This window comes from Halopseudomonas sp. (assembly GCF_038130085.1).
Classification (GTDB): domain Bacteria; phylum Pseudomonadota; class Gammaproteobacteria; order Pseudomonadales; family Pseudomonadaceae; genus Halopseudomonas.
Map to the genome: position 1 here is coordinate 176,665 of NZ_JAYPMU010000004.1, position 22,102 is coordinate 198,766.

The 22,102-nt window shown below is 62.1% G+C and carries 23 protein-coding genes; 17 read left to right on the forward strand and 6 right to left on the reverse strand.

Annotated features, from left to right (window positions below; translation table 11 throughout):
* Window positions 1-135: 135 nt before the first annotated feature.
* From AAFM31_RS05035 to lepB, 7 genes are all read left to right on the forward strand, one after another.
* Window positions 136-861 carry a lipopolysaccharide kinase InaA family protein gene (locus tag AAFM31_RS05035; protein WP_341706809.1) on the forward strand — a complete coding sequence of 242 codons (726 nt, stop codon included), beginning with the start codon at window positions 136-138 and terminating at the stop codon, window positions 859-861.
* Between the two features lie 26 nt (window positions 862-887).
* A complete protein-coding gene (locus tag AAFM31_RS05040; RefSeq protein ID WP_341706810.1) occupies window positions 888-1,289 on the forward strand; it encodes an MAPEG family protein in 402 nt (133 codons plus the stop codon).
* A 39-nt stretch (window positions 1,290-1,328) separates the two neighbouring features.
* Window positions 1,329-1,787, forward strand: coding sequence for a GNAT family N-acetyltransferase (locus AAFM31_RS05045; protein ID WP_341706811.1), 459 nt, complete (start codon window positions 1,329-1,331; stop codon window positions 1,785-1,787).
* Between the two features lie 80 nt (window positions 1,788-1,867).
* The gene (locus AAFM31_RS05050; RefSeq protein WP_341706812.1) at window positions 1,868-2,320 is read left to right on the forward strand and encodes an RDD family protein; all 453 of its coding nucleotides are present in this window, start codon (window positions 1,868-1,870) and stop codon (window positions 2,318-2,320) included.
* 7 nt (window positions 2,321-2,327) lie between these two features.
* Window positions 2,328-2,735, forward strand: a complete 408-nt coding sequence (locus tag AAFM31_RS05055) for a DCC1-like thiol-disulfide oxidoreductase family protein (protein WP_341706813.1) — start codon at window positions 2,328-2,330, stop codon at window positions 2,733-2,735.
* Window positions 2,728-3,123 (forward strand): DoxX-like family protein, encoded by a 396-nt coding sequence (locus AAFM31_RS05060; RefSeq protein ID WP_341706814.1) that lies wholly within the window; start codon window positions 2,728-2,730, stop codon window positions 3,121-3,123. Before AAFM31_RS05055 ends, AAFM31_RS05060 begins: the two co-directional genes overlap by 8 nt.
* 54 nt (window positions 3,124-3,177) lie before the next feature.
* Window positions 3,178-4,035 (forward strand): signal peptidase I, encoded by an 858-nt coding sequence (gene lepB, locus AAFM31_RS05065; protein WP_341706815.1) that lies wholly within the window; start codon window positions 3,178-3,180, stop codon window positions 4,033-4,035.
* A 4-nt stretch (window positions 4,036-4,039) separates the two neighbouring features.
* Here the strand turns inward: lepB and AAFM31_RS05070 are convergent, their stop codons facing one another.
* The 3 genes from AAFM31_RS05070 to AAFM31_RS05080 are packed head-to-tail and all read right to left on the reverse strand — an operon-like array spanning window position 4,040 to window position 7,441.
* On the reverse strand, window positions 4,040-4,753 hold the full coding sequence (locus tag AAFM31_RS05070; protein WP_341706816.1) for a dual specificity protein phosphatase family protein: 714 nt from the start codon (window positions 4,751-4,753) through the stop codon (window positions 4,040-4,042).
* Window positions 4,740-5,483: a phosphatase PAP2 family protein gene (locus AAFM31_RS05075; RefSeq protein ID WP_341706817.1), complete on the reverse strand. Its 744-nt coding sequence runs from the start codon at window positions 5,481-5,483 to the stop codon at window positions 4,740-4,742. Before AAFM31_RS05075 ends, AAFM31_RS05070 begins: the two co-directional genes overlap by 14 nt.
* The gene (locus tag AAFM31_RS05080; RefSeq protein ID WP_341706818.1) at window positions 5,480-7,441 is read right to left on the reverse strand and encodes a sulfatase-like hydrolase/transferase; all 1,962 of its coding nucleotides are present in this window, start codon (window positions 7,439-7,441) and stop codon (window positions 5,480-5,482) included. Before AAFM31_RS05080 ends, AAFM31_RS05075 begins: the two co-directional genes overlap by 4 nt.
* Window positions 7,442-7,562: 121 nt before the next feature.
* On the opposite strand from AAFM31_RS05080, the gene AAFM31_RS05085 reads away from it, so the two are divergent.
* The 6 genes from AAFM31_RS05085 to AAFM31_RS05110 all read left to right on the forward strand — a co-directional run bounded on the left by AAFM31_RS05085 (window position 7,563) and on the right by AAFM31_RS05110 (window position 13,515).
* Complete coding sequence (locus AAFM31_RS05085) at window positions 7,563-8,240, forward strand: response regulator transcription factor (RefSeq protein ID WP_341706819.1); 678 nt, start codon at window positions 7,563-7,565, stop codon at window positions 8,238-8,240.
* Window positions 8,237-9,499, forward strand: coding sequence for a HAMP domain-containing sensor histidine kinase (locus tag AAFM31_RS05090; RefSeq protein ID WP_341706820.1), 1,263 nt, complete (start codon window positions 8,237-8,239; stop codon window positions 9,497-9,499). The genes AAFM31_RS05085 and AAFM31_RS05090 overlap by 4 nt, the downstream gene beginning before the upstream one ends.
* Window positions 9,500-9,631: 132 nt before the next feature.
* Window positions 9,632-10,324 (forward strand): methyltransferase domain-containing protein, encoded by a 693-nt coding sequence (locus AAFM31_RS05095; protein WP_341706821.1) that lies wholly within the window; start codon window positions 9,632-9,634, stop codon window positions 10,322-10,324.
* Entirely contained in the window at window positions 10,321-11,031 is a 711-nt protein-coding gene (locus AAFM31_RS05100) for a lipopolysaccharide kinase InaA family protein (RefSeq protein ID WP_341706822.1), read from the forward strand. The genes AAFM31_RS05095 and AAFM31_RS05100 overlap by 4 nt, the downstream gene beginning before the upstream one ends.
* Window positions 11,032-11,035: 4 nt before the next feature.
* Window positions 11,036-11,425: a diacylglycerol kinase gene (locus AAFM31_RS05105; protein WP_371833013.1), complete on the forward strand. Its 390-nt coding sequence runs from the start codon at window positions 11,036-11,038 to the stop codon at window positions 11,423-11,425.
* 26 nt (window positions 11,426-11,451) lie between these two features.
* The gene (locus tag AAFM31_RS05110; RefSeq protein ID WP_341706824.1) at window positions 11,452-13,515 is read left to right on the forward strand and encodes an LTA synthase family protein; all 2,064 of its coding nucleotides are present in this window, start codon (window positions 11,452-11,454) and stop codon (window positions 13,513-13,515) included.
* A gap of 46 nt (window positions 13,516-13,561) precedes the next feature.
* On the opposite strand, the gene AAFM31_RS05115 is transcribed toward AAFM31_RS05110, so the two are convergent.
* The 3 genes from AAFM31_RS05115 to AAFM31_RS05125 are packed head-to-tail and all read right to left on the reverse strand — an operon-like array spanning window position 13,562 to window position 15,931.
* Window positions 13,562-14,938 carry a TRAP transporter large permease subunit gene (locus AAFM31_RS05115; RefSeq protein WP_341706825.1) on the reverse strand — a complete coding sequence of 459 codons (1,377 nt, stop codon included), beginning with the start codon at window positions 14,936-14,938 and terminating at the stop codon, window positions 13,562-13,564.
* Window positions 14,938-15,498, reverse strand: a complete 561-nt coding sequence (locus AAFM31_RS05120) for a TRAP transporter small permease subunit (protein WP_341706826.1) — start codon at window positions 15,496-15,498, stop codon at window positions 14,938-14,940. The genes AAFM31_RS05115 and AAFM31_RS05120 overlap by 1 nt, the downstream gene beginning before the upstream one ends.
* Before the next feature lie 40 nt (window positions 15,499-15,538).
* A complete protein-coding gene (locus AAFM31_RS05125; protein WP_088275800.1) occupies window positions 15,539-15,931 on the reverse strand; it encodes an acyl-CoA thioesterase in 393 nt (130 codons plus the stop codon).
* Window positions 15,932-16,180: 249 nt separating this feature from the next.
* Here AAFM31_RS05125 and AAFM31_RS05130 point away from each other — a divergent pair, with 249 nt between their 5' ends.
* The 4 genes from AAFM31_RS05130 to pstB all read left to right on the forward strand — a co-directional run bounded on the left by AAFM31_RS05130 (window position 16,181) and on the right by pstB (window position 22,092).
* Window positions 16,181-17,149, forward strand: coding sequence for a phosphate ABC transporter substrate-binding protein PstS family protein (locus tag AAFM31_RS05130; protein WP_341706827.1), 969 nt, complete (start codon window positions 16,181-16,183; stop codon window positions 17,147-17,149).
* Between the two features lie 117 nt (window positions 17,150-17,266).
* Window positions 17,267-19,543, forward strand: a complete 2,277-nt coding sequence (locus tag AAFM31_RS05135) for an ABC transporter permease subunit (protein WP_341706828.1) — start codon at window positions 17,267-17,269, stop codon at window positions 19,541-19,543.
* A 71-nt stretch (window positions 19,544-19,614) separates the two neighbouring features.
* The gene (pstA, locus tag AAFM31_RS05140) at window positions 19,615-21,231 is read left to right on the forward strand and encodes a phosphate ABC transporter permease PstA (RefSeq protein WP_341706851.1); all 1,617 of its coding nucleotides are present in this window, start codon (window positions 19,615-19,617) and stop codon (window positions 21,229-21,231) included.
* A gap of 27 nt (window positions 21,232-21,258) precedes the next feature.
* Window positions 21,259-22,092 carry a phosphate ABC transporter ATP-binding protein PstB gene (gene pstB / locus AAFM31_RS05145; RefSeq protein WP_341706829.1) on the forward strand — a complete coding sequence of 278 codons (834 nt, stop codon included), beginning with the start codon at window positions 21,259-21,261 and terminating at the stop codon, window positions 22,090-22,092.
* Window positions 22,093-22,102: the final 10 nt, after the last annotated feature.

The following is a 22,102-nucleotide window of genomic DNA, read 5'->3' on the forward strand; positions in this document are numbered from 1 at the left end:
TTGACCACAGGCCTGCAGCACGACTAACGTCTCGAATACTGGCACCTTGCCATAAAACAATAAATTCTACCGAGCCGCTGGCGTAGTCCTTGCAGAACGCTGCGCTGAAATAGGCAACGGCAGCGAGGCAATCTTTTGCAGAACACAGCACAACCAACACCGGTTGGTGATTTTCAGTACTGGTGGAACCAGCAGGGTGAATGGGTCGAGGCGCCCAACGAGCGGCGTGGCGGCAATAGTGGCGTGCAGCGCCTGAGCGCCAGTAATGACGCCATTCTGTATCTCAAACGCCAGGTAGGTCATCTTAGCCGCTCCATTCGCCACCCCTTGGGGCGCCCCACGGTTGTGCGTGAGGCGCGCGCGTTGGCAGCCTATCGCGCAGCCGGCGTACGCGTGCCGCGGACCGTTTTTGCGGGAGCGCGGCGGCAAGGTGAATGGCAAGGGTTGCTGGTGACCGAGGAGCTGAAGGGTTTTATTTCTCTGGATGACTGGTATGCAGGCAACGGGGAATTTCAGCACGGCGCGGCCGTGCACCGCCATATGCTGCGCGAACTGGCGCAGACGCTCTGGCGGGCCCATGCTCAAGGACTGCAGCACGGCTGTCTGTACTCAAAGCACGTCTTTATCAGAGTGCGCAGTCAGGGCGTAGAGATTGCACTGCTTGATCTGGAGAAGAGCCGACGCCGCTGGCGCAAGCGTGCGGCGGTGCGACACGACTTGACCCAGCTCTATCGTCACCGGGGCGCCATGCCCGAGTCGGACTGGCTTCAGATGCTGGACGACTACCGCAAGGTGGCCGCGATCGTGCCGAGCGAGCGCTTGCTCGGACGGAACACCCCGGTCAGGCCGAAACGGGCCTGAGCCGACGCTAAACAGGGAGGCTACGAATGGATTCGAACGCGCTGCTCTACCCGATGATCTTTCACGTCTGCTGGATGGCGCTGTTGTATGTGTTGCTCACCCTATTGCGCGCGCCAGCAATCTGGGGCTTTGATACCCGCTCCGGCGCGATTGCCAGATGGGTTGAACTCGAGCCGCGGGTCAGTGCCAATCTCTCCAACCAGTTTGAATGGCCGTTGCTGTTCTACGTCTGCTGCGTGGTGTTGATGCAGATGGGGCCGTTGGACGGCGTTCAGTGGTTGCTGGCCTGGATATTCATTGCTGGTCGGGTCGTGCACAGTTTGGTGCAGATACTGACCAGTAATATTCGTCTGCGTGGTTTGGTGTTTACCATCAACTTTCTCGCCGTGCTGCTGATGTGGGCCAGACTGTATGGCTCGACGCTGTGACCGTATCCGCCACCCAACCGCCAAGGTAGCCTCCAGCCGATGACATCGTTCAATATCCGCCTCGCCAGCATTGCAGACGCTGAACGGGTTGGCGTGCTGTTTGATCAGTACCGTCAGTTCTATCAACAGCCGGCTGATCTGCCGCGAGCGGTCAGCTACCTGCGCGCGCGGCTGGAGAAAGGCGATTCCACCGTCTTGATGGCACAGACGGCCGAGGGTGTGCTGGCCGGCTTTTGTCAGTTGTACCCGAGCTTTTGCTCGGTGGATGCTGCGCCGATCTGCATCCTCTATGACCTGTTCGTGGCAGCCGAGTATCGGCAGCAGGGCATTGCCGGCGCGCTGCTGGCGGCCGCGCAACAGCAGGCACGGGAGCTTGGGGCGGTGCGTATGGAGTTGGCTACGGCGATCAGCAATACCTCTGCCCAGCGGCTGTATGAGGCGACTGGCTGGGTACGTGATACGACCTTCCTGAACTATAGCAAGGTCGTCACGGATTGACTCGGAACTCAAGCATCTGCGCTCAAAGGCCTGTTATGCTCAGCCGGAAAATGCCTGCTGCATAGCCAAAGGACTGCCCCATGACTGCCCCGCAATACGCTGGTTTCTGGCTGCGATTTGTCGCCAGCCTGATCGACACCGTGATCTTTACTCTGGTGCTGATGGTGCCGCTGGCACTGATCTACGGCGAGCGTTACTGGATCGACGAGACCATGGTGCATGGCGTCTGGGATGTGCTGCTGACCTATATTGCCCCGTTCATTGCGACTGTCTGGTTCTGGCAGCGCTATCTCGGTACACCGGGCAAGATGGCACTGCGTCTGCGGGTGGTGGATGCGCGGACCGGCGCGCCGCTGCCGATGGGGCAGTGTGTGCTGCGCTATATCGGCTATTTCGTATCCGCGTTGCCACTGTGCCTGGGTTTTCTCTGGGTGGCGTTTGATGCGCGCAAGCAGGGCTGGCACGACAAGATTGCCGGCAGTGTGGTGATTGTCGAGCCGCGCGATACGGCGCGTGTCGGCGACCGGGCCTGAGCACATCATGTCCCAGTCTGGCCCGATCATTCTGTTCGACGGCGTCTGCAAGCTCTGCAGCGCCTGGGCCAATTTCATCATCGCGCACGATACCGAGCGCCGGTTTCGGCTGTGCAGCGTGCAGTCCGCGGCGGGGCAGCGGCTGCTGGCGGAGCACGGTTATCCCACCGATACCTTTGAAACCATGCTGGTGGTTGATGGCCAACTCGGCTTCGAGAAGAGTGCCGCGTTCTTCTTCGTGATGAACCGGCTTGGCTGGCCGTGGCGCGCTCTGTGCGTGCTTCGGTTGATCCCGCGCCCGCTGCGCGACTGGCTGTACGACCGTATCGCACTGAATCGCTACCGCCTGTTCGGCCGTTACGAGCTGTGCCAGCTGCCCTCGGCCGATCACCTGGGGCGCTTTGTCGATGAGTAGCCCGGACGCGCTGAAGCTGGCCCGCTGGTGTCGCTGGATGCTGGCGCTGGTCTTCATCTATCACGGCCTGGTACCCAAGGTGCTGTTTCTCAGCCCGGTCGAAGTGCAGATGGTCGAGGCGGCCGGCCTGGGTCTGGATGCCCAGATCATTTCGCCGCTGGCCGGCGTGGGCGAAGTGCTGCTCGGGCTGCTGATTCTGTTTGGCTGGTTCGGCCGCTGGCCGGTTCTCGCCGCCGCATTGGGGTTAGTCGGGCTGCTCGCTTATGTCGCCTTGTATACGCCCGCACTGTTGCTCGGGGCATTCAACCCGGTAACGACCAATCTGCCAGCGCTGCTGTTGTGTGGTTTGATCATCCGCCTTGAAACCGGCTGCAACACGGACGCCTGAATGTGGTCATAACGCTCTGACGGGCCGTGTTGGCCCTGTACGCAAGGAGCTGTTGTGCCTTCATCCTGGAAACCCCGCCTCTGGCTGACGGTGCTGCTGGGCATCGTGCTGCAGCCGTTTGTGTTTCTCTATGTCAATCGCCCGCGGCTGTTCTGGCTGTATCTGCTGCTCGCGTTGGTGGTTGCCGGTATCGACTGGTACTACGAGCTGGCGCTGACGCTGGTATTCAGCGTGATCTGTCCGTTGCACGCGGTGCTGATCGTGCGGCGTTACGACCCGCAGACGCCACGGCGCTGGTTCAATCGCGCCAGTGTGGCGGTTGGGCTCTACCTTGCAGTAATGCTCGGGATTCTGGGGGCGCGTACTTTTCTGTATGAGCCCTATGAGGTGCCGTCGGCCTCGATGCACCCGACGCTGGTTGAGGGCAATCTGTTTGTGGCGCAGAAGTGGGGTTTTGCCCATCGCAGCCTGTTTGGCTTTACCTTGCCCGGCAGCGATTCCCTGGATACCCGACATCTGCAACGTGGCGAGGTCTATGTGTTCTATCCGCCGGAGCACGATGTGCTGTACGTGAAACGGTTGATGGCGCTGCCAGGCGACGTGATTGCACTGACGCCGGACGGGGTGGTGATCAACGGCGAAAAGCTGCCACGGGAGCTGTTGTCAGACGCCGATGGTGTGCGGGTTTATCGCGAGCAGAACGGCGGCAAGCGCTATCAGATTCAGCAGCTGGACGCCGCAGCGCAACAGCCAATCCAGACCTTTAAGGTGCCGGACGGGCATTACTTTTTCCTGGGCGACAACCGCGATAACTCCAACGACAGCCGTTACTGGGGCTCGGTCGCGGCGGCGCGCGTGGTTGGCGAGATGGTCTGGCTGGCGAGCAAGTCAGGCCCCGCCGCCGGGCCGTGAGGCATCAGTCGTCCAGCTGCGCTACCCGCTGGTCCAGCTCGCCGCTCTGGCGGTGCCACCAGTCGCTGACCTGACATAGCGCCAGCGCGTTGGTGCTGCAGCTGCCGTCGTCGATCGCCGCGCGCACCGCATCGATATCGACCCGATTCAGATAGCCGACCGCATCGGTCATCAGCTCGCCCTCACCAAAGCCGCCTTCGAGCATTTCAGCCATGGCCTGTTGGCGGCTCCAGCCGTCGAACACCATGCGGTACATGGCGGCCATCAGGCCGGTGCGGTTCTGGCCGTGCTTGCAGTGGATCAGCACGCCCCCCTGATTCTGGCTGGCACGGATCGCGCGCAGCACGCGGATCACGTCGGTGTCGGTGACCCGGTCGGCATGCAGTGGATCGTGCACAGCAATCAGGTTGCTGCCGGCCAGCCAGTCGTCGTTACGCTGGTAGAAATTGATCACTGTATGGATACCTTGCGCCTTCAGGGTCGGCAGGTCCGCGCTGTCGGGCAGGGCGCTGCGATACAGGTTGGGGCCCATGCGATACAAGCGCAGTTGCGGATCAATCGGGGTCGCCCAGTTGGCCGGGCGCGCCTGCCCGGCGCTGAGAGTCGGTGTCGGCATGTCGACGTGGTCGCTGCGCAGCACATCGGGCCGGGCCAGCGCGATGATGCCCAGCAGCGCCAGCGGCAGGCCGGTGGCGAGCAACAGGTTACGCGGCTTCATGGCGGAGCTCTCCAGTATGGCTGACGGTAGTCGCTGCTACAGCAGGCCGATACAGCAGCAGCCGGTAGCAGAGCAGGCAGATGCACCAGTCAAATAACAGGGTCCAGACGTTGTGCGAGAGAAAATGTGCGCCCTGCATGGTGCGCCCGAGCGACAGCACGGTGCCGAGTGACAGTGCGCCGATCAGGGCGCCGCGTGCCGCCCGGGGGAAGCGGTCACGCAGAGCAAAAAACAGCGCCAGCAGCGAGAAGCCAGAGGAGGCATGGCCGCCGGGCCAGCAGCGGCCGGGCTTGTTGCTGTCCGGGCGGGCCGACAGCAGCGGGGTGTGAATCTCGCTGCCGCCATACTGCACCAGGCTCCAGGGGCAGGGCACGTTGGTCAGTTGCTTGAGTGGGGTGACCAGACTGGTCGCCAGTGCCAGCGACAGCACCAGATAGCCCAGCTCCGGCCGCCAGCGCCGCAGCCGGGTCGGCAGCAGGCTGAGCACAAACCCGATGATTGCCAGTACGCCGATCACGATCACCGCCTGCTTGACCCGGTCGTGGAGGATATCTTCGAGGAAGAAGCTGTGGCGACCGACGAAGCCGTCGCCCGGCTGGTAGAACAGGTCGGAGAACCAGAAGTCCAGCGTGCTGGTGTCGAACAGCAGCATCAGGGCCATCACTGCCGCGGGGATCAGTAGCCAGCGGCCGACCGGGAAAGGGCGCGACACGCGCGCAGGGCTGCTCATCGCTGGCTTACCTGACGGACAGGGTGGCTGCTGGAGGGTTGCCACGCCAATAGCTGGTGGCCGTAATCGTAGCTGGCGCCCTCGTAGTAGGCGATGGCGCGGCGGACCAGCGGATCAGTGGACGGCGCGGTCTTTTCCACGCTCAGGCCAATGGCATCGTCGTGCCGGCGGATCAGGCCGCGCGGGCTGAGGATCGCCAGATCCTGACCGTCAAACAGGCCCAGATGCTGATAGTTGCCGATCAGTGCGCGCCCCGGTGCGGCTTCCGGACGCAGCAGGTTGTGGCCGAAGAAGGTCGAGGTGTAGTCCATGTTCAGCAGGCCCATCAGCGTCGGCGCCAGATCGATTTGACTGGCGACGCGGCTGTCCTCGCGGGCGTCGATCAGGCCCGGGGCGTAGACGAACAGCGGGATATGGTAGTTGTGCACAGGCAGGTCTTCCTTGCCGGCGCTGCCCGCGGTGTGGTCGGCGACGAACACGAAGACCGTGTTGTTGAACCAGGGCTTCTGACGCGCCTGCTCCAGGAACTGGCCAATGGCGTAGTCGGTATATTTCACCGCACCTTCGCGGCCAGTGCCGGAGGGGATATCGATGCGGCCTTCCGGATAGCTGTAGGGGCGGTGGTTGGAGGTGGTCATCAGTTGCAGCAGGAACGGCTTGCCGGCGGCGGCATCGGCGTCGGCCAGTTTCAGGGTCTGCTGGTACAAGTCTTCATCGCTCATGCCCCAGGCGTTGGTGAAGGTGACCTCGTCGTCGGGCACGCTGGCCTGATCGACCACGCGGTAGCCGTTGCCGGCGAAGAAGGCGTTCATGTTGTCGAAGTAGCCGCGGCCGCCGTAGACAAACACGCTGTCGTAGCCCTCTGCGCTGAGTTGCTGGCCGAGGCTGGCAAAGCCGGTTTCGCGGCCGATGCGCTTGACGATCGAGCGGCCCGGGGTCGGCGGGATCGACAGGGTGATGGCTTCCAGGCCGCGAGTGGTGCGGGTGCCGGTGGCGTAGAACTGGTTGAAGTAGAGGCTTTGCTGGCGCAGCGCATCGAGATTTGGCGTCAGATTGCGTGCATCGCCTTCGCTGCCCATGTATTTGGCGCTGAGGCTCTCGATGGTGACCAGAATCAGGTTCAGCTTGCGTGGCTGGCCCGGGTTATCGATCTGCCGGCGAATGCCCATCGGGTCGTTGTCGACAAAGCGGGCATTCGGTTCGCTGACTTCGTTATGCAGGGTCGTGGCCGCAGAGGCCTCGGGCAGTTGCGGGTAGAACTGGCTGTAGTCCAGCTCGTTGTTCCGGAAGGCCGCGAAGAACTGGTACGGGCCATTGCTGGCCAGTTCGTGTTGATAGGCATTGCCGCCGCTACTGCGCGGGAAGTCCTGACCGATGATCAGAATGCTCAGGGCGACGGCAGTTACTGCGCCAGCCAGGCTGACGCCGCGTTCCGGCCAGCTCAGCAGCGGCGCGGCGGCAATGCGTCGTACCCGGGGCTGCAGCAGGGCAGTGGTGACTACTGCGATCACCGTGAGCGCAGCCAACAAGGGATAGACCGGATAGGACTCGAGGATGTTGTTGATCACCTCGTCGGAATAGACCAGATAGTCGACCGCGATAAAGTTGAAGCGTACGCCGAACTCATCCCAGAACAGCCATTCGGCTACGGCGGTGAACAGCATCAGGAACACACCGATGGTCATCGCCACCTGCAGCAGACGCAGATGCCAGCGCTTGCGCCAGAGCCAGGCCGGGCACAGCAGCAGGTAGAGCGCCAGTGGCGCGAGGGCGTAGAGCAGGAAGGTGAGATCATAGATCACGCCCTCGCCGTACAGGCGCAGTACCTCGCCGGCGCTAAGCTGCGCCTCGCTCAGGTGGGTCAGCAACAGAATCGAACGGGTAACAACGAAAACCCCGAGCCACAGGGCTGCGAGCAAACCAAGAAAGCGGGCCTGAGCGGATTTGAGCAGGTGCATGTGACGGTCCATGGTTGAAATCGACCGTCGCAGTGTGGTGATCTTGCTGTCGGCGTAGCGTCAACGCGCTGTGAAAATTTCGTCAAGCTGCGTCCTTAATCCCTCCGGAGATTCTCCCTGCATGCGCATTCTGGTGATCGAAGATAACCGCGATATCCTCGCCAATGTGATGGACTACCTGCAGCTCAAGGGCTACACCGTGGACTGTGCGCAGGATGGGGTTTCCGGGTTGCATCTGGCGGTCAGTGAGCACTACGACCTGATCGTGCTCGACATCATGCTGCCGGGCATGGATGGCTATCAGGTGTGCCAGCGTCTGCGTGAAGATGCCGGGCGCGACACCCCGATCATCATGCTGACCGCGCGCGACGCGCTGGATGATCGGCTCAAGGGGCTTAAGGTGGGCGCGGACGACTACCTGCTCAAACCCTTCGCCCTGTCCGAGCTGGTGGCACGCATCGAGGCGATCCTGCGTCGCAGCAGCGGCGGTGGTCGGCACCGGTTGCAGGTCGGGGATCTGAGCTATGACCTGGATACCCTGCAGGTCAGTCGCGCCGGTAAGCCCCTCAAGCTCAATCCGGTCGGGCTCAAGTTGCTGGAGGTATTGATGCGCAAGAGTCCGGCGGTGATCCGCCGCAATGTTCTGGAGGAGGCGCTGTGGGGCGATGATCTCCCAGACAGCGACAGCCTGCGCAGCCATATCCATCAGCTGCGGCAGATCGTCGACAAGCCCTTTGAGACGTCGTTGATCCATACCGTCCACGGCGTCGGCTACAGCCTCGCGGACCCGGCGCAATGATCCGCAAGCAGCCGCTGCGCCGGCGCATCGTCATTGCCTTCACGTTGATGACGCTGGCAGTCAGTGGGGTGTTTTCGCTGAGCATTGTCGGCATCGTGCACTTTGTCGAAGAGCACCTGGTCTCTCAGGAGATGAACGAAGAGCTGACGACCGTGCTGGAGCAGGATCTGGCCCGCGGTCAGCCGCCCAGGCTGGATGCCAAAACCCGTCTGTACGCCTCGCACATGCCCGGGTACGAGATTCCCGAGCCCTTGCGGGAGATGGACGACGGCTTCAGCGAACTGGTGGATGACGAGCACGCGGCCTATGTGTTCATCCGCGACATTGGCCAGCAACGCTATGTGCTGGTGCAGGAGCAGGCCGAGTTTGAAGCGCGCGAGAAGGCGCTGTTCGCGGTGGTGTTTGCCGGTTTCATGCTCAGCGTGCTGCTGGGCTGTCTGCTGGGCTGGATGATGGCGCAGAAGATTCTGGCGCCGATCATCCGGCTGGCGGGGCAGGTGCGTCATCGCGATCAGCTGCTGCCGCTGGCGCCGCCACTGGCATCGGACTACCCCGATGACGAAGTTGGCCATCTGGCTGAGGCTTTTGACTCGACGCTGAGTCAGCTGCGTCGCTCACTGGAACGTGAGCGCCTGTTTACCGGTGACGTCAGTCACGAGTTGCGCACGCCGCTGATGATCATCGCCACCTCCACCGAGCTGCTGGAGGCCGCGCGGCTGGGCGAGCGCGAGCAGCGGCAGGTGGATCGCATCGCCCGTGCGGCCGAGGAGATGCGCGAGCTGGTCGGCACCTTCCTGCTGTTGGCGCGGGCGAAGGGGCAGCCGGTGCAGATGACCGGCAGCGCGTCGTTACTGTCGATTGCGCAGGAGCAGGCCGAGCGCTGGCAGGACGCCTTCGCCGAGAAGGGATTGGGCTTTGAGCTGATCCTCGAGGGAGAAGATCAGGGGCAGTACCATCCGGGACTGCTCGGCACGGTCATCTCAAACCTGCTGCGCAACGCGCTGCACTATACCGAGCAGGGGCGAGTAAGGCTGGTGCTGGAGGCGAGTGGCTTTCGGGTGGAAGATACCGGCCCCGGGGTCCCGCAGGATCAGCAGCGCGATATCTTCGAGCCCTTTGTGCGTGGCACCGAGGCGCGCGGTGAGGGGCTGGGTCTGGGGCTATCGCTGGTCAAACGGATCTGTGCCCATCAGGGTTGGACGGTCAGCATGCATTCGCCGGCTGCGGGCGGTAGCTGTTTCGAGGTGCGTCTGAGCTGATGCTCAGGCCTGCGTTACGGCAACGCCCGCGGCATAATCGCCGCTTTTCACGAAATTTTGACATCCCTTTGACACGACCTTGATCCGTGGGCGCCTAGTCTGGCGGCAACTACCCCGATCAGGATCACTGTCATGTCCGAAGGTAAGCCGATTGCACTCGCGTTCTCCGACAAGTACGACCGCGATCATTCCCAGCAGTATCTGAGCAAGCACCAGGCCGGCTTGTCCCGCCGGCTGTCCAACTGGCGCGACATGCAGCTGGCCCGCCGTGCACTGAAAGACGCCGGTGAACCCAATCTGGTACTGGATTTGCCCTGCGGCGCTGGCCGTTTCTGGCCGCTGCTGGCCGAGGCGCCAAACCGGGTAATTCTGGCAGCCGATAATTCGGCGGACATGCTTCAGACCGCGCTGGCCGGCCAGCCGCCGGAGGTGGTGGGGCGGGTCAAGGCGTTCCAGACCTCCGCCTTTGACATCGACCTGAGTGACAACGCGGTCGACAGCATCTTCTGCATGCGGCTGATTCACCACGTTGCCGATCACGAACACCGTATTGCGCTGCTGCGCGAGTGCGCGCGGGTGACCCGCGACACCCTGATCATCTCGCTCTGGGTCGATGGCAATTACAAATCCTGGAAGCGTAACCGTCTGGAGGCGCGCCGGGCCAGAAAGGGGCGTGCGGGTCAGAATCAGAACCGCTTTGTGGTGGCGCGCGAGGTGATTGAAGCCGAGTTCCGCGAGGCCGGTTTCAGCGAAGTCAGCCATCACGACTTCCTGCCCGGTTACGCCATGTGGCGGGTCTATGTGCTGCGCAAGGTGGGCGCATGAGCGCCGTTATTTCGGCTCAGGGCCGGCTGCCATCGTTTGGTCAGGCACGCTTCGAGCGCTGGTGGGATATGGGCGGCGAGTGGGTGGAAGAGCCCAACCAGCGACGCGGCGGTGAAAGCGGCGTGAAGCTGCTCCCCGCTCAGGGCCGCGGCCAGCCGCGGCTCTACAGCAAACGGCAGGTTGGTCATATCTACCGCAGCTGGTTGCATCCGCTTGGCCGTCCGACCGTGCTGCGCGAAGAAGAAGCCTTGCGTGCCTGCGAGCAGCTGCAGGTGCCCGTACCCAAACTGGTGTTTTGTGCTGCCAGACGAGAGAAGGGGCAGTGGCAGGGGCTGCTGGTAACCGAGGAACTGAGCGGTTTTGTCAGTTTGGGTCAGTGGTACGCCAGCGAGGCACCGTCAGCCCAGCGACGTGCCGTGTTGCAGCAACTGGCGGTGGTGCTGCGGCGGTTGCATGGCGGCCGGCGTCAGCACGGTTGTCTGTATGCCAAACACATCTATGTCCGGGTTGACGGCGAGCATGCCGAGATCGCCCTGCTGGATCTGGAGAAGAGCCGTCGGCGCCTGCTGCGCAGCCGCGCGGTGCGGCATGATCTCGACCAGCTGCGCCGTCGTCGTGAGGGCATGCCGGAGAGTGACTGGCAGTATTTCCTGGCCTGTTATCACAGCCTGACCAGTGGCAACGGAGATAGCCGGCATGCGGCCTGAGTCGATGTCCGACGCACAGGATGCGTTGCAGCTGAAGAGTCGGGGCGGCGTGATCCGAGTATTCAAGGCAGCTGGCTATTCGCTTGCGGGTCTGCGCGCTGCGTTCACCCATGAGGCGGCGTTTCGTCAGTTGCTGCTGCTGGCTGTGGTACTGATCCCGCTCGCATTCTGGCTGCCGGTCAGCGGCGTCGAGCGCGCGCTGATGGTCGGGGTGGTGTTGTTGGCGCTGATCGTCGAATTGCTCAACTCCGCCATCGAGGCGGTGGTGGATCGTATTTCCCTGGAGTTGCATCCGCTGTCCAAGCGCGCCAAGGATCTGGGCAGTGCCGCGCAAATGCTGGCGCTGCTGCTGATTACCAGCGTCTGGAGCCTGATTCTGTTCTCGCCTGCCTGAGTGGGCCTGTCTGTGGAAACCGTTTGATGACCCTGTCTACTGCCTCGGCCAGCCGGCCGGTGGTTGGCCTGCGTGGCCAGCTGTTGTTCATTCTTGGCTCGCTTGGCGCGCTGACTCTGATGCTGACCCTGCTGCGCGGCGCGCTGCTCGCCTGGAACTGGGAGCTGGCCGCCGAGGTAACCCGCGGTGATCTGCTGGAAGCCTTCTTCAACGGCTTGCGGTTTGACCTGCGGGTGGTGGTGATCGTCGGCGCGCCGTTGATGCTGACGGTACTGAGCGCGCGGCTGATGGCGCTGCGCGGTTTGCAGTGTCTGTGGCTGACCTTGGCAACTGTGTTGCTGTGCCTGCTGGGCACGACTGAGCTGAGTTTCTATCAGGAGTTTCATCAGCGCTTGAACACCCTGGTGTTCCAGTATCTGCAGGAAGACCCGGCCACGGTGCTGAGTATGCTCTGGTATGGCTTCCCGGTAGTGCGGCTGCTGCTGGGTCTGGCGCTGGTCAGTTGGCTGATGTACCGCAGTTACCGCTGGCTGGATCGGCGCACGCGCCTGCCGGCCACGGCGGCGAACCAGCAGCGTAGTCATCTGGGTGCACTGGCCGCGCGCTTGTCTGTGTTGCTGCTGTTGCTGATCAGCTCTACCGTGCTGGCCCGCGGCACCTTGCGGCAGGGCCCGCCGCTGCGCTGGGGTGATGCCTTCACCACCGAGTCCACCTTTGCCAATCAGCTGGGTTTGACTCCGGCACTGACGCTGTACTCCGCCGCCAAGGCGCAGTTCTCTGATCATCGTGATAACGCTTGGCTCGGCCTGATGGATGACGGCAAGGCAACCGAGATAACCCGCGATCTGCTGCTGACCGCCAACGACCAGTTGATCGATGCAGAGCAGGCACCGGCGCGACGCATCTCCACGTCGCCTGCCGATACCTCGCTGCCGGTACGTAACGTGGTGGTGGTGCTGATGGAAAGCTTCTCCGGTTACTACACCGGTGCGCTGGGTTCGCCGCTGGGGATAACCCCAGAGTTCGACAAACTGAGCAAGCAAGGCCTGCTGTTCACCCGCTATTTCTCCAACGGCACCCACACCCATCAGGGCATGTTCGCGACCATGGCCTGTTTCCCCAACCTGCCGGGGTTCGAGTACCTGATGCAGGAGCCGGAGGGTGGTCACGCGTTCTCCGGTTTGCCGCACTTGCTTAGCAAGCGCGGTTTCGACGATCTGTATGTCTATAACGGCGACTTTGCCTGGGATAACCAGAAGGGTTTCTTCGGCAAGCAGGGCATGCGCCACTTCATCGGTCGCAGCGATTACGTCAATCCGGTGTTCTCTGACCCGACTTGGGGCGTATCCGATCAGGACATGTTCGACCGGGCGGTAACCGAGCTGAATGCGCTGGATCATGAGCGCCCGTTCTATGCGCTGCTGCAGACCCTGTCCAACCACACGCCTTACGCGCTGCCGAGCCCGCTGCCGGTGGATGCGGTCAGTGGTCAGGGGGCCAACGATGAACACCTGACCGCCATGCGCTATTCGGACTGGGCGCTGGGCCGCTTCTTCGATCAGGTGCGCAATGAGCCCTGGTACAAGGACACCCTGTTCGTAGTGATCGGCGACCATGGCTTCGGCACCCGGCGGCAGCTGACCGATCTGGATCTGCTGCGCTTCAATGTGCCCATGCTGCTGATTGCACCCGGCATCACCGAGCGCTTTGGCGCGCGCAACGACATCGTCGGCACTCAGGTCGACGTGGTGCCGACCATCATGGGCCGGCTGGGCGGTGACGTGCAGCACCAGTGCTGGGGGCGCGATCTGCTGGCGCTGCCGGCGAACGACCCCGGATTCGGGATTATCAAACCGTCCGGTGGCGGTCAGACGGTGGGGCTGTTGCGTGGCGACGAACTGGTGGTGCAGCCGCGTGGCGAGGCGCCCCGTGCCTACCATTATCAACTCGGCTGGGATGCCGCGGTAACCCAGCTTGCGGAGGTCCCGGCCGACCTGCGCGAACAGCTCAAGGCCTACGTGCAGACCGCCACCAGCGCGCTGTTGGATGACAAGGTGGGCGCTGAGATAGCAGCCGGCAAGGGCCGCTGAGGCAGTGCTGTGCAGGCAACCGGGTATGCGCCCGGTTGCCGTCTGCTCACTCGGCCAGTAACCCCGGCAGCCAGGTCACCAGACCGGGCCAGCAGGCCGCGATCAGCAGCATCAGCAACTGAATGAAGATAAACGGCAGTACCCCGCGATAGATTGCCGAGGTCGGTACGTTGGCCGGGGTAACGCTGCGCAGGTAAAACAGTGACAGCCCGAACGGGGGCGTCAGGAATGAGGTCTGCAGGTTCAGCGCGATCATCACCCCGAGCCAGATCGGGTCGATACCCATGCTCAACAGTACCGGGCCGACGATCGGCACCACCACAAAGGTGATCTCGATAAAGTCGAGGATGAAGCCCAGCAGGAAGATCGCCAGCATCACCACCAGCATCGCGGTGAAGGCGCCGCCGGGCAGCGAGTGGAACAGATCGTGGATCAGGTCATCGCCGCCGAAACCACGGAACACCAGCGAAAAGATCGAGGCGCCGAGCAGGATCATGAACACCATGGCGCTGATTTCGGCGGTGGCCTGCGCCACGTCACGCAACTTGGCGAAGCTCAGCTGACGCTTGCCCAGTGCCAGCAGACCGGCACCCAGCGCACCGACCGCTGCGGCTTCGGTGGGGGTCGCGACGCCTCCCAGAATCGAACCCAGTACCGCCATGATCAGCACCAGCGGCGGCAGCAGGCTGCGTAACAGTTGCGTTACCGAGACGGCGCTTTGCTCTTCGGTGGTGGGCGCCGGCAGCTTGTGCGGCTGGCGCAGCGCGACAAAGGCCAGATAGAGCAGATACAGCACCACCAGCAGCAGCCCCGGCAGCAGCGCACCGATAAACAGATCGCTGACCGTTACGGTTTTCGGCGAGAAGATGCCGAGCTTTTGTTGCGCCTGCTGGTAGGCGTTGGACAGCACGTCACCGAGCAGTACCAGAATGATCGACGGCGGAATGATCTGCCCCAGCGTGCCGGTCGCTGCCAGTGTGCCGGTTGCCAGTGCCGGGTCATAGCCGCGGCGCAGCATGGTTGGCAGCGCCAGCAGGCCGAGGGTCACCACGGTGGCGCCGACGATGCCGGTGCTGGCGGCCAGCAGCGCGCCGACGATGCAGACCGAGAAGGCCAGACCGCCGCGCAGGCCGCCGAACAGCCGGGCCATGGCGTCGAGCAGGTCTTCGGCAATGCGTGACTTCTCCAGCATGACGCCCATGAACACGAACAACGGCACCGCCATCAGCGTCTGATTGGTCATGGTGCCATACAGGCGGCTGGGCAGGGCGCCGAGAAAGCTCGGCTCGAACAGGTTGAAGAGAATGCCGATGCCGGCGAACAGCAGCGAGATGCCGCCAAGGGTAAAGGCCACAGGGTAGCCGGCCATCAACGCCAGACAGAGACAGACGAACAGCGCGATGGCCATGAATTCACCGCCCATCACAGATGCTCCTCGTGGCTGCCCGGCAGATGGCTGGCCTGCACGCCGCTCAGTACGGCGAGGGTCTTGAGTATCTGCGCCAGCGCTTGCAGCAGCAGGCTGGCGACCAGCAGCAGGATGAAACTCTTGTGCAGATAAACCCAGGGCAAACCGCCTGCATCGGCCGAGCGTTCCTGACGTTGCCAGGACATGCCTACGTAATCCCAGCAATTCCACGCCAAAAACAGGCACATGGGCAGCAGTAACAGCAGGCTGCCGGTGAGGTCGATCAGTGCCTTGCCGCGGTGCTGCAGGCGGCGGTAGAAGATGTCGACGCGCACGTGGGCATCACGCTGCAGCGCCCAGGCGGCGGCACCCAGAAACACCAGTGAGTGAGCGTAGAGGACGACTTCCTGAGTGGCAGTGGCGCCGATATTGAAGCCGTAGCGCAGCAGCACGACCGCGCAGGTCAGCAGCACCATCAGCAGCGTCAGCCAGGAGACTGCACGGCCGAGCAAGCTGGTGGCACGGTCGATGGCGCAGGCCAGCAGCAGGCCTGCGGTAGTGAGGCGTTGAAACATGTGGCAGCAGTCCGTCAGGGCCGCCGGGTAACCGTCTGGATCAGGACGGGATGACCCGGGTACGGCCGCGGTCGTCGATGGCGACGAAGACGAAGGTGGCTTCGGTCACCTTGCGGCTCTCATCGTGGGCCAGATCTTCGCTCCAGACTTCGACCAGAATCTTGATCGAGCTACGGCCGATATCCAGCACTTCGCCGTGGAACGCGAGTTGCGCGCCAACCGGTACTGGAACCATGAAGCCCATGCGGTCGATCGCAACGGTGGCAACACGGCCGCGAGCGATGCGGGCGGCGATGCTGGTACCGGCGGTGTCCATTTGGGCAACCAGCCAGCCACCGTAGATGTCGCCAAAGCTGTTGCAGTCCCGCGGTAGCGCCGTAATCTTCAGGGCCAATTCGCCCTGTGGCACGGGATCGGTATCTAATTCGTGCATTGGTAGACTCGGTAATGGTCTATTTGTATTTGTTGTACCGGGCCGTTGGCAGAACGCCGACCGCGCGGCAAGCCGCCTATGGTAAGGGATTGGGGGCGGGCTCTCAATCGTTGTCTGCCGGCATTGCGCCGACGGTCTACTCTGTCCTGTGGGGGTTCACGCAATTGTCATAATTCGTGAATAGAGTTGTCACAACCCGCTCTGATACTGAGTCGCGTGTTGCAAACACTACCTCAACAGGAGAATGACATGAAACTCAAGCGCTTGTTCGCTGCCGTGACCTTCGCTGCCGCCGGCGTTGCCGCCAGCTCCAGCTTTGCCGCCGTTGACCAGACTCTGGAAGACTACCAGCGTGTTGGCGGTGTATCCGGCAACCTGTCCAGCGTCGGCTCTGACACTCTGGCCAACATGATGACGCTGTGGGCCGAAGAGTTTAAGCGCATGTACCCCAACGTCAACATTCAGATCCAGGCTGCCGGTTCTTCTACTGCGCCGCCGGCTCTGACCGAGGGTACCTCCAACCTGGCTCCGATGAGCCGCATGATGAAAGACAGCGAAATCCAGGCTTTCGAAGAGCGTTATGGCTACAAGCCGACCGCTGTTCCGGTTGCTATCGATGCCCTGGCTGTCTTCGCTCATAAAGACAACCCGATCGAAGGCCTGACCATGGCTCAGGTTGACGGCATCTTCTCTGCTACCCGTCTGTGCGGTGGCGAAGACCTGAACACTTGGGGCAAGCTGGGTCTGACCGGCGCCTGGGCTGATCGCGACATTCAGCTGTATGGTCGTAACTCGGTATCCGGTACCTACGGTTACTTCAAGGAAAACGCCCTGTGCAAAGGCGACTTCCGCAGCGGCGTCAACGAGCAGCCGGGTTCTGCCTCTGTTGTTCAGTCGGTCAGCCAGTCGCTGAACGCGGTGGGTTACTCCGGTCTGGGTTACAAGACCTCCAGCGTTCGCGCTGTGCCGCTGGCTGCTGAAGCCGGTCAGCCGTTCATCGAAGCCAACGAAGAAAACGCCATCGCCGGTACCTACCCGCTGTCGCGCTTCCTCTATGTCTACGTGAACAAGGCGCCGAATGGCGAGCTGGCTCCGCTGGAGCGTGAGTTCGTCAAGATGATGCTGTCCAAGCAGGGCCAGGAAGTGGTCTTCAAAGACGGTTATGTGCCGATGCCCAAGCGTGCCGTGGATAACATCCACCAGGAACTGGGCTTCTAAGTTCGTAACTGTCGGGCAAGGAAGCCTGAGTCTGAAGGGGTGTGTCGATGACACGCCCCTTTTTGCCGTCATCAGGCTGTAATCAATTCGTCACATTATCCCTGTAGGGTGTGCGCCATGACTACGCAATCCCCATCCAAGACGTCCCGCGTCGACTTCGATACCCCAGCGATGCAGCGCCATCGGGCCATGCGTCATTTCAAGGACCACTTTACCCGCTGGTACGTTGCGGTCGGTGGTCTTGGCGTCATTGTCGCTGTTCTGCTGATCTTCCTCTATTTGCTGTTCGAGGTATTGCCGCTGTTCGGCGGTGCCGAGATCGAGGAGCGCGAGCGTTACAGCACAAGCTGGGTGCAAGCCGACGATCCACCCTTGCTGCTGGCGATGGAAGAGCAGGGCGAAGTAGGGATTCGCGTGGCCCAAAGTGGTCAGGTGAGCTTTTTCAACACCCTTGATGGCAAGTCGGTGCTGCAGCAACAGTTGCCGGTTCCGGCCGATGCGAAGATCACCAGCTTCAGCGTCGAAACCCCCAATTCCCGTCGCTTTGTCGTGGGCCTGAGCAATGGCCAGGTGCTGATTGCTCAGCATAACTACAAGGTGACTTACCCGAATGATGTGCGCCTGATCACCCCGAGCCTGGTGTTCCCTTACGGTCAGGACCCCATCACCCTTGATGAGCAGGGCCGCCCGTTGGACCAGGTGGCCATGAGTGGCGACAGCAGCGGTCTGACCCTGGCTGGCAGCATTGGCCGTGAACTGGTTGCACTCAGTGTCAGCGTCAAGCGCAACATGATCACCGGTGAAGAAACCCGCAGCGAGTCGAAGCTGGCGTTGAGCCCCGCCGCCGGTGAGGTCAAGAAGCTGCTGATCGATCCGCTGCGCCAGTGGATGTATGTGGTCAACGGTGAGCAACACATTGATGTCTTGGCACTGCGCCAGAAGGGTGAGCTGAACGGCCGTTACAAGGTCGTTGATGGTCTCGGCAAGTCGGTGACGTCGGTCAACCTGATGCTGGGTGGCATCTCGCTGATTGTTGGCGATAGCAGCGGAGACCTGAAACAGTGGTTTATGGTCCGCGGCAACGGCCATCCGCTGCTGACCGAGGTGCGTGATTTTGATCAGCAGCTGGGCGAGTCCATTGCCCTGATTCAGCCGGAGGAGCGTCGCAAGGTATTCCTCGCGGTCGACGCAGCCGGTCAGTTGGGCATTTACAACTCCACGGCGCACAACAATCTGCTGGTCGAGCCGCTGGGTGACGACCAAGTGCAGGCCTTCGCGATCGGGCCGCGCGCGGATCACCTGCTGGTCGAGCACGGCAACGGCGAGCTGAGCTACTGGGACGTGCACAACGAGCACCCGGAGATTTCCTGGACCTCGCTGTGGGGCAAGGTCTGGTACGAAAGCTACCCTGAGCCGGACTACGTTTGGCAGTCGACCTCGGCTACCTCTGAATTCGAACCCAAGCTGAGCCTCGCACCGCTGACCTTCGGTACCCTGAAAGCCGCCTTCTACGCGATGCTGCTGGCCACCCCGCTGGCCATTGCGGCGGCGGTCTACACTGCTTACTTCATGGCACCGGGCCTGCGCCGCAAGGTGAAGCCGATCATCGAGCTGATGGAGGCGCTGCCGACGGTGATTCTCGGCTTCCTCGCCGGTCTCTGGCTGGCACCGCTGCTGGAGGACAATCTGCCGGGCATTGTCTCGCTGCTGATTCTCACCCCGATCGTGTTTATCGCCTTTGCCTACGGCTGGAGCCGCCTGCCGGCGCGCATCCGACTGCTGGTGCCCGAGGGCTGGGAAGCGGTCTTGCTGATTCCGGTAGTGATGCTGCTGGGCTGGGGCTGTTTCGCCATGAGCGTGTACGTTGAAGCCTGGTTCTTCGGCGGCGACATGCGCGTGTTCCTGACCCGCGACATGGGCATCAACTTCGACCAGCGCAACTCGCTGGTGGTCGGGCTGGCCATGGGCTTTGCGGTGATCCCGACGATCTTCTCGATTGCCGAAGACGCCGTATTCAGCGTGCCTCGCCACCTGACCCAAGGCTCGCTGGCGTTGGGTGCCACCCCGTGGCAGACCCTCAGCCGTGTGGTCATTCTGACCGCCAGCCCGGGTATCTTCTCGGCGGTGATGATCGGTATGGGCCGTGCGGTGGGTGAAACCATGATCGTCCTGATGGCCACCGGCAACACGCCGATCATGGACTGGAACATTTTTGAAGGCATGCGCACGCTGTCGGCCAATATCGCGGTCGAAATGCCGGAATCGGAAGTCGGCAGTACCCATTACCGGGTGCTGTTCCTGGCAGCCCTGGTGCTGCTCAGCTTTACCTTCCTGATGAACACGGCGGCGGAGCTGATTCGTCAGCGCCTGCGCAAGAAATACGCCTCTCTCTGACCACAGGACTCTAGACAGTGAAACAAGGCAACTTCACAACCTGGTTCAAATCGGGCAGCCCCTGGGTCTGGATGAATGCAGGCGCGGTCGCCATCGCGGTGATCATGACCCTGGGTCTGCTGATGCTGATTGCGGTGCGTGGCCTGAGCCACTTCTGGCCCGCGGATGTCATCGAAGCGGAATACACCATTCCGGGGCAGCCGACCATTACCCTGGTCGGTGAGGTCACCACCCGCGAGCAGGTGCCAACCGAGCGCCTGCATGGCGCTGGTCTGCCGGTTGATCCGGAAAAATCCGAGTTCATGGATCGCGAGCTGCTGAAAGTCGGCAACCGTGATCTGTACGGTGCGGATTTCCGCTGGATCGTCGCCGATTGGCTGGAAAACGAGCGTACACCGGAAGATATCGTCGTCATCGAGCGTCGTGAATGGGGCAACTTCTACGGCTATCTGCTGCAGGTCAAGCAGGAAGGTCAGGTGGTCGCCGAGGGCGAACAGGCTTGGACCGCGCTGCAGCCGGCCGTTGACCGCGCGCTGGGCATTTACGATGAAATCCACACGCTGGAAACCGGCGCCATCGGCAAGATCAACGCCGAGCTGGAGCGCATTCGTCTGCGCGAGCGCCGTTTCGAGCTGGATAACGCCCTGACCGAGGAGCGCAAGGCGCAGCTCGAGGCTGAGCGCAAGGTACAGAACGACCTGTACGCCGAGCTGGAAGGCCAGCTGGTCGGGCTCTACAAGGAGTTCAACCGCGACAGCGTTCGCGTCCGGGCGATGGATGGTCGCGAGATCGACATCAACCTGGGCAAGGTTGTGCGCGTATTCCAGCCTAACGCCATGGGCGTTGGCGCCAAGATTGGCCACTACTTCAGCAAACTGTGGGAGTTCGTCAGCGACGAGCCGCGAGAGGCTAACACAGAAGGCGGGGTGTTCCCGGCGATCTTCGGTACCGTGATGATGGTGCTGCTGATGTCGATCATCGTTACCCCGTTTGGTGTGCTGGCCGCGGTCTACCTGCGCGAATACGCCAAGCAGGGCGCGGTGACGCGTATCATCCGTATCGCGGTGAACAACCTCGCGGGTGTGCCCTCGATCGTATACGGCGTATTTGGCCTCGGCTTCTTCATCTACCTGCTCGGTGGCAACATCGATCAGCTGTTCTTCCCGGAAGCGCTGCCGGCGCCGACCCTGGGTACCGGTGGTCTGCTGTGGGCTTCGCTGACCCTGGCGTTGCTGACCGTGCCGGTGGTGATTGTTGCCACCGAGGAAGGTCTGACCCGGATTCCGCGCTCACTGCGTGAAGGCTCGCTGGCGCTGGGCGCAACCAAGTCGGAAACCCTGTGGAAGGTGATTCTGCCTATGTCCAGCCCGGCCATGATGACCGGCCTGATCCTCGCCGTGGCCCGCGCCGCCGGTGAGGTAGCACCGCTGATGCTGGTTGGTGTGGTGAAGCTGGCGCCGACCCTGCCGCTGAATGCCAACTACCCGTACCTGCACCTGGACCAGAAGTTCATGCACCTGGGCTTCCACATTTATGACGTCGGCTTCCAGAGCCCCAACGTCGAAGCAGCGCGACCGCTGGTATATGCCACTGCGCTGTTGCTGGTGGGCGTCATTGCCGCGCTCAACTTCGCTGCGGTCTCCATTCGCAACCACCTGCGCGAAAAGTACAAGGCGCTGGAAAACTGATCACTCTTTCTAGGCGGACGCAAGACTATGTCTAACACTACCAAGACCCATGCTATGGATATGAGCGCGCTGGGCCGCTCCCAGCAGGAGCTGAACATGGACAATGAGTCCATCGCCCTGGAAGTACCGGGCCTCTCCCTGTTCTATGACACCAAGCAGGCCCTGCATAACGTCAGCATGAAGATTCCGCGTAACCGGGTAACCGCGTTCATCGGCCCGAGTGGCTGCGGCAAGTCAACCCTGCTGCGCTGCTTCAACCGGATGAACGATCTGGTCGATAGTTGCCGCGTGGACGGTGAAATCCTGCTCGACGGCAAGAACATCTACGGCAAGGACGTCAACGTCACCGAGCTGCGTCGTCGCGTCGGCATGGTGTTCCAGAAGCCAAACCCGTTCCCCAAGTCGATCTACGAAAACGTCGCCTACGGTCTGCGTATTCAGGGCGTGAACAACAAGCGCACGCTGGATGAAGTGGTGGAGTGGGCCCTCAAGGGCGCGGCGCTGTGGGATGAGGTCAAGGATCGTCTGAACGAGTCGGCACTGGGCATGTCCGGTGGTCAGCAGCAGCGCTTGTGTATCGCTCGCACCATCGCGGTCGAGCCGGAAGTGCTGCTGCTCGACGAACCGGCCTCGGCGCTGGACCCGATCTCGACCCTGAAGATCGAAGAGCTGATCAACGAGCTGAAGTCCAAGTTCACCATCGTCATCGTTACCCACAACATGCAGCAGGCAGCGCGGGTCTCTGACTACACTGCTTTCATGTACATGGGCGAGCTGATCGAGTTTGGTGACACCAACACGCTGTTCACCAATCCGTCGAAGAAACAGACGGAAGACTACATCACCGGTCGGTACGGCTAACCGAGGGAGA